Genomic DNA, 3,399 nt, shown 5'->3' on the forward strand with positions numbered 1-3,399 from the left:
TTCTGGAAAGGCAGCGAGTGATCGGTGCCGGGGATTTCCAGCGATTGCCAACCCGCATGACGTTCGGCCAGCAGGCTGTGATAGTCGCGCAGGGTCTGCGGGCTCTTGCCGCCGACCAGGCTGCGTACCTCGCTGCCTGAGGCCAGCACGTCGGCCAGCAGTGCCTCACGGTCGATCTCGCGCACGGCATGCGTGACACAGTCCAGCGCATTGGCGAAGCCCAGATGGCGATGTGCCAGTCGCGCCACCATCATGCGCTCGGCGCGCGGGTTGCGCGTGCGATGCGGCGAGATGAGGTCGAGAAAGGCGGTGATGCCCGCCTCGGGGCTTGAGGCTTCGCGCATGGCGCGCGCCGCCTCGGCGTAGCCGTCACGCACCTTGAGCATGGTGGCGTGGCATTCGCGCTCCAGCAGCGCCGGCTCCAGCAGACTGATGTCGCCGACCTTCACCTCCGGGCGCTCGGCGCGCAGACGCTGGACGAGACGCATGGCGACCAGCCCGCCGAAGCTGTAGCCGATCAGGTCGAAATGCGTGATGCGCTGGGTCTCGATCAGCGCCATCACGTCCTCGACCACCTGCTCGAGGGTGAAAGGAGGCTCGCCACCCTGCGGCGCCAGCGTCTGCCCCATGCCACGCAGGTCCGGGATGATCAGCTCATCATGGGCCGTGAGATGCCCGACCAGCGGTGCCCAGGTCAGCGTGCCGGCCACGCCCGCGCCGTGCAGCATCAGCAGTCGACGTCCGCCCTGTGCGTCATACCGCTTGAGACGCTGCCAGAAGATGTTCTGATCGGGACGTGACAGCAGATGTTGGCCATGTTCGAACTCGGGATGCATGCAGGGGCTCCGGTGGGGTGCCAGGGGCTGGGCAAGAGACTGGGCAAGAGGGCTGGGCGAACGTCAGCACGCGCGTCATGGCAGTCATCGATGACGGCGCAGGGCGTTCAGAGGCAGGCACCTTAATCAGCGCACGAGAGAACGGCAAGCCGACAAGGCCAGCCCCTCACCGGAATCCGCACGCATGGGCGGACAAAACGCCTTCGGATGCCTAGAATGCCCTGTCCGCCAACGGAAGCTGTCATGACCATCTCGCTCGAAATCAACGCCCTGCCCTACGCCCTCGCCGCCGAGGATGAAGCCTCCACGCTGTCGCGCTTCGCACGCCTGCGCTCACGTCCCGACGCCGTGCTGCTCGACAGCGGCCAGCCGTCGCTGGCCGGTGGCCGCTTCGACATCATCAGCAGCGACCCGCTGGCCGTACTGGAGCAAGGCCCACACGGCGGCAAGCTCACTGGCCCGCTGCCGGAGACGATGCGTGACCTGAGCCAGTTCAGTGAAGCGCTGGAGCGCCTCGCCCGCCTGCCGGTGATAGAGGCCCAGCGCCAGCTGCTGACCCTGCTGCCGCAGACGCTGGCAGGCGAAGAGCTCGCCCGGCATGACCTGACAGCCGAAGACCTGCCATTCATTGCCGGCCTGCTGGGCTACTGGAGCTACGACTTCGGGCGCGCGCTGGAAGACCTGCCCGCCACGACCGAGGACGATATCGCGCTACCCTGGGCGCGTCTCGGTCTCTATGACTGGGCATTGATCAGTGACCATCAGCGCCAGCAGAGCTGGCTGATCGCCTCGCCCCAACGGCGCCGGCAGGTGCTTGAGTGGCTGGAGCAACCGGCGCCGCGCAGCGCCGACTTCGCCCTCGACACCCCCTTCGCGCCGCTGCTGGACCGCGCGGGCTACGGCGAACGCTTCCGTCAGGTGATGGAGTATCTGCACGCCGGTGACTGCTATCAGATCAACCTGACCCAGCGCTTCTCCGCCGACTGCAGTGGCGACAGCTGGGATGCCTACCTGCGCCTGCGTCAGGCCACGCCGACACCTTACGCCGGCTATCTGAGCTGGCAGGACGCGCAGGGCGAGGAGATGGCGATCGTCTCCGTCTCGCCGGAGCGCTTCGTCGAGGTCAATCATCGCGCGGTCGAGACCAAGCCGATCAAGGGCACCCGCGCACGTGGTGCGACGCCGGAAGAGGACGCCCGGCTAGCCGCCGAGCTGCTGGAAAGCCCCAAGGACCGCGCCGAGAACGTGATGATCGTCGACCTGCTGCGCAATGACCTGGGCCGCGTCTCCGCGCCCGGCAGCGTCAAGGTGCCATCACTGTGCGCCTTGGAGAGCTACGCCAACGTGCACCATTCCGTCAGCACCATCACCAGCACCCTGGATGAAGGACGCGATGCGCTGGACCTGCTCGGCGCCGCCTTCCCCGGCGGCTCCATCACCGGCGCGCCCAAGATCCGCGCCATGCAGATCATCGAGGAGCTGGAGCCGGTGCGCCGCAGCGCCTATTGCGGCAGCCTCGGCTATCTGGATATCCGCGGCCACATGGATACCTCCATCGCGATCCGCACGGCGGTGATCGCCGAGGGCCAGGTGCATCTGTGGGGCGGCGGCGGTCTGGTCGCCGATTCCGAGGAAGAGGCCGAATACCGCGAGAGCCTGGCCAAGATCCAGCGCCTGATGGAAGCGCTTGGCTGACAGGCGGCGTTATAAGGCGTCATGAGCGCCATAACTCGATGGCATATAACGTTCGAACGAATTCGTATTGGGGAAGCAGTGCCTGCCTTTGATAGGGTAGGCGCATTCCTGCACGTCTCCTTGAGCGCTACCCGCCTCTGCTGATGACCTTTCTGGCCATTGATCAGCCCTGCGCCCCGCTCCATCGGACGTGCCCTCGTTCTGGAGACTCCTCATGTCCGATACCTTCGATCTCGCCCACATCAATGCCGAATTCGGCAACGACCCGGAAGCCCTGACCCGCTGGGCTCTGTCGCTGGACAAGCACGCCATCTGCACCACCAACTTCCGTCCCTTCGAGGCGGTGATCCTGCACATGGTGACACGCTTCCGTCCTGACATCCCGATCGTGTGGATGGACAACGGCTACAACACCGATGCCACCTATCGCTTCGCCGATGAGGTGACGCGCAAGCTGAACCTGAACCGCATCATCTATCTGCCGCAGCGCACGCGTGCCCACCGTGAAGCCGTCGATGGCCTCACCCCGCATATCGATGACCCGCGCCACGAAGCCTTCACCCGTGAAGTGAAGCTCGAACCCTTCGAACGTGCGCTGCGCGAACTGAACCCCGAGATGTGGTTCACCGCCGTGCGCGCCAGTGACACCGCCTTCCGTGCCGGCATGCAGCCGGTCTCGCTGAATGGCGATGGCCTGATCAAGGTCGCCCCGGTGCTCAACTGGTCGTCCAAGCAGATGCACGAGTATCTGGTCGCCCACGACCTGCCCAACGAGTTCGACTACGTCGACCCGACCAAGGCGGAAGACAACCGCGAGTGTGGCCTGCACCTGGCACACTGAGCCCTGTGGTTGACGCTGTGCGCTCGA

General features: G+C 65.7%; 3 protein-coding genes. 2 read left to right on the top strand and 1 reads right to left on the bottom strand.

What is annotated here, in order from left to right:
* Positions 1-836, bottom strand: an 836-nt coding sequence (locus AC4FAH_RS00750) for an alpha/beta hydrolase (protein WP_490245548.1), incomplete at its 3' end; no start/stop codon positions are given.
* Positions 837-1,079: 243 nt separating this feature from the next.
* On the opposite strand from AC4FAH_RS00750, the gene pabB reads away from it, so the two are divergent.
* Both pabB and AC4FAH_RS00760 read left to right on the top strand, forming a co-directional pair.
* Positions 1,080-2,531 carry an aminodeoxychorismate synthase component I gene (pabB, locus tag AC4FAH_RS00755; RefSeq protein WP_490245549.1) on the top strand — a complete coding sequence of 484 codons (1,452 nt, stop codon included), beginning with the start codon at positions 1,080-1,082 and terminating at the stop codon, positions 2,529-2,531.
* A 214-nt stretch (positions 2,532-2,745) separates the two neighbouring features.
* Positions 2,746-3,372 (top strand): phosphoadenosine phosphosulfate reductase domain-containing protein, encoded by a 627-nt coding sequence (locus AC4FAH_RS00760; protein ID WP_213113531.1) that lies wholly within the window; start codon positions 2,746-2,748, stop codon positions 3,370-3,372.
* Positions 3,373-3,399: the final 27 nt, after the last annotated feature.

The sequence above is a fragment of the Cobetia sp. genome (assembly GCF_983723665.1).

Bases quoted from the DNA above. Each gene is read 5' to 3' on its own strand.
- pabB (WP_490245549.1), top strand. From the start codon at position 1,080: ATGACCATCTCGCTCGAAATCAACGCCCTGCCCTACGCCCTCGCCGCC.
- AC4FAH_RS00760 (WP_213113531.1), top strand. From the start codon at position 2,746: ATGTCCGATACCTTCGATCTCGCCCACATCAATGCCGAATTCGGCAAC.